The sequence below is a fragment of the Loigolactobacillus jiayinensis genome (assembly GCF_003946445.1).
In the GTDB taxonomy this organism is placed as follows: domain Bacteria; phylum Bacillota; class Bacilli; order Lactobacillales; family Lactobacillaceae; genus Loigolactobacillus; species Loigolactobacillus jiayinensis.
Window position 1 is genome coordinate 1 of sequence record NZ_RHOF01000105.1, and the last position, 3,714, is coordinate 3,714.

The 3,714-nt window shown below is 39.2% G+C and carries 2 protein-coding genes; both read right to left on the reverse strand.

Annotated elements, in window-relative coordinates; all coding sequences use genetic code 11:
- Window positions 1-34: 34 nt before the first annotated feature.
- On the reverse strand, window positions 35-655 hold the full coding sequence (locus tag EKM80_RS14505) for a hypothetical protein (RefSeq protein ID WP_125554381.1): 621 nt from the start codon (window positions 653-655) through the stop codon (window positions 35-37).
- An 899-nt stretch (window positions 656-1,554) separates the two neighbouring features.
- Entirely contained in the window at window positions 1,555-3,375 is a 1,821-nt protein-coding gene (spxB, locus tag EKM80_RS14510) for a pyruvate oxidase (RefSeq protein ID WP_010014580.1), read from the reverse strand.
- Between the last annotated feature and the right edge of the window lie 339 nt (window positions 3,376-3,714).

A 3,714-nucleotide genomic window follows, 5' to 3' on the forward strand; every position in this document is an offset into this window, starting at 1 on the left:
TTATCATCACAGCTAGACCAATTATAAGTTAATTCTAGTAAGTGTTGCACTTGGGCTGACAATTCGGGGCTTTTTTTGTCTTAGTTTTTGGCTGCGCACTAGCTTTCTTAGCCCGTTGCTCCCGCTGTTCGGCCAGTTTCAACTGGTGATTGACCACCTCGCCGACTAACCTCGGTAAACGCGCGGTTAGTTCGTTCATTTGATTGCTCATACCTTGCAGTTGCTTCTCCAACGTGTCGCGCGTGTGCTCCCAAGCCTTAGCTGCCCGATCATGTTCGCGTTCGATATCAGCGACTTCCTTGGCTTGCTTGGCTTCCAGTGCGGCAACAATCGTTGCATTGCTGGACTTCAATTCATCAACCTTAATTTCGTACTCACGGCGTAAGCTTTCCAGCTCTAGGGCGTGTTTTTGCTCCAGCACCCCGATTTCCGCTTTATGTTCATTGTCTAATTGTATACGAATACGTTCAATTGGTGTTTTAGACACACCTTTGATTGGCTTACCCAGCGTGTGTATTTGATCGTCTGTATATTCTCCGCCTAGCTTAATACCATACTTTTTTGCCCGATTATACACGGTGCTACGGGATGCCTTAATCAGTCGTGCCAACTCCTCAACCGTGTAATAGGTGGTTATCTCTTTATTTTCGGCCATGATCGAAGTTCCTTTCGTGGTTGTATAATGTTTAGTTGAACATATTTACACACAAATAATAGCAATAACAGTTGCTGAAGTCAATAGGTTTTGATTTTATGTATTATTTTATTGTGTATAAATACGTGTATCAAAACATTATACATAAAATAAAAAGCACCAATTAAGATGCTCTAAACTTACGATTCGATCAAGTCCCGGCGGTGACGCTGAGTAACCAGTGAGCGTAGGCTTCCCCATTAGGAATGGCCCAAATTCGATTATTGCAACCACGTGCTCGGTTTGTGAAGCTGAGCCACCCAATAACATTGCACCTATCACTAAAGTTTCACTAAGTAATTCTCAGCTAGTGGTTTACCGGTAAATTTTCTGGTAGAATTACCCATAGATATTCACTAGTGAAATCACTAGAAAAATCGGTGGTAAACCGCCAGAATTTCACAAAGTTTTATTTCACCGAAATCCTACTAAATCAACGTTTTAAAACTAGACCAATTTAAATTCACAAGTAGAAAATCAGGAAGCCTATTACACCAGTAATTCCTAGCTGACTTTGATTAATCAGCATTATGTCTACCAAGGAATTAAATAATTAAATACTTTAGTATTTTAAAATATCCCAATTTAAATAGTGACTCGTAACATCAAGTTCATTTTTTAGTTCCGTTCCTAATCGTGTTAAAACAAATTCATCTTTGTTACGTTTTTTTGAATATAGAGGTTGATGCTTTCTCCTGAGACGCCTTCTTTTTCGAGTAGTTTTTGAATAGGTAGATTGTAAAATATAAATAAAATAAACATTAAATAGTTAGTCTGCATCTGATTATCAAAAAAAGCATTAAACAGCATATTTTTGCAATTAAAAAAAGCAACTTCGCGGGCGAAATTACTTTTTAAGATTAAAAACTATACTTATTGTCGTTATTGTCTTTAATATATCTCGACGTCATACCTTGTGCTTCTAAGTACTCACGGAATGGCACTAAATCCTGTGCTTCATATTTTTCCTTGTAGGCCTCAACAACCGATTCGCTATACAAATTAGTGTCTAACTTTAGGGTTTCAACAGGAATAGGACGGTCTTTGGTGATTTTTGCATCGACCACAACTACGCGACCTTGATTGTAATAATCAAGCGCTTCTTTCATCACCTGATCAATATCTTCAATTCGACTAACAGTCAAGCCAACAGCACCTTGCGCTTCGGCAATTTTAGCATAATCAACATCTGTGAAATCAACACCAAAATTGTACGTATTCGTGTCTTCATACTTATTTTTAATAAATCCGTATTCTGTATTAGTAAATACAACGTTAATGACGGGCAACTTATAGCGCACGTTAGTAACAACATCTGGATAAGTCATTGAGAATGCCCCATCTCCCATCAGGTTCCACACTTGACGATCCGGATAAGTGTTTTTGGCACCAATTCCACCTGGCAAACCAATCCCCATTGTGGCAAACAATGGTGATGTCCGCCACATATTCTTGTCTGTCATGTGCAAATGACGTACGGACATTTGAGTGACATTACCGACATCAATTGAGAAAATAGCATCATCTGCTGCGTATTTATTGATAGCATTATAAACTTGATAGGCCTGTAAATCACCTTCCGTTTTTTGCTCAAGTTTATTCATATAGTCACGCCAATTTTTGACGTTAGCCACGTTCGCCTGCCACCATGGTGAATCGTTTACGGGTGATACTTTAGCTAAAATGGCGGCAATCGCTTCACCTGCATCCCCTAGAATAGCGACGTCATTTTGATGACGCTTACCCAACATTGCTGGGTTATTGTCAATTTGTATGAACTTATTCACGTTTCGGAAAGTGCCTTCAACTTCGGAGAATGGGAAGTTTGTACCAACAAACAGGACATTATCAGCTTCAAGAATAGCTTCGTTAGCTGGCTTCCAACCAACACGGAAAGTGGAGCCAGTGAAACCTTCAAAATCCCAATCAAATGTTTCAAAATTTTTACCTGTTGTAATAATTGGCGCTTTCATTTTACGAGATAATGCTTGAACTGCTGATCCATGCCCCATCGTGCCAATTCCCGCATAAATCACTGGACGCTTAGCTTGGTTAAGAATATCGACAGCAGCAGAAATATCTGATTCGTCGACTGGTGCGGACTTATATTCTTTATAAGTTACGCCTGATGAATACAGTGGCGTCGAATACAGTGAGTCAGCATCGATCTCTGTAAAGCCAAAATCAGCCGGTACTTCTAGTACAGCTACGCCACGTTTGGCAATTGCAGTTCGAATGGCGTCATCAACAAGATGAGGCAACTGTTCTGCGGTTGCGACGCGACGGTTATAAACAGCTATATTATCGTACATTGGATTCTGATTTAATTCTTGAAACGAATCCATATTTAACTCGCGTACTGGTTTAGAGCCTAAAATAGCCAATACTGGGATATTATCCATTGCCGCGTCATAAAGACCATTTATTAAATGCGTTGCACCTGGACCGCCAGACCCAACGGCCACACCCAATTTACCACCAAATTTCCACTGCATGACAGCTGCCATAGCACCGACTTCTTCGTGTTTAACCTGCAAGAATTTGATTTTGTTTTCTGGATCACCCATTGCATTCATTAAACCACTCAAAGTACCTGATGGAATCCCATACATTGTGTGGACGCCCCACCCTGACATAACTTTCAATGCCGCTAATCCGGCCGAAATTTTATTGTCTGACATGCTACTATTTTCCTCCTAAACATGAAAGCTTTGTAAGCATTTTCATTCCGATAAATAAAATTATATACGAATTTACAATTAATATCAAGCGTTTTCACGATTTATTCACTTGTGCTCATCGCTTTGGTATCAAATGATTCAGCTTGTTTTATGAACATCATTTCACAAAGTATAGCATGTTAGCTTATTAATAAAGTTTTATTGATAATAGTTAACAATAGATTTCTGTGACAAAACATCGCATTACGTTGTAAACATTAGACCAGACTCCTAAATCAAAAATACGCGCGTTTTATAATTAAGTTAGCCACCCAGCCAAAATGGTAAAAAAAAGACACC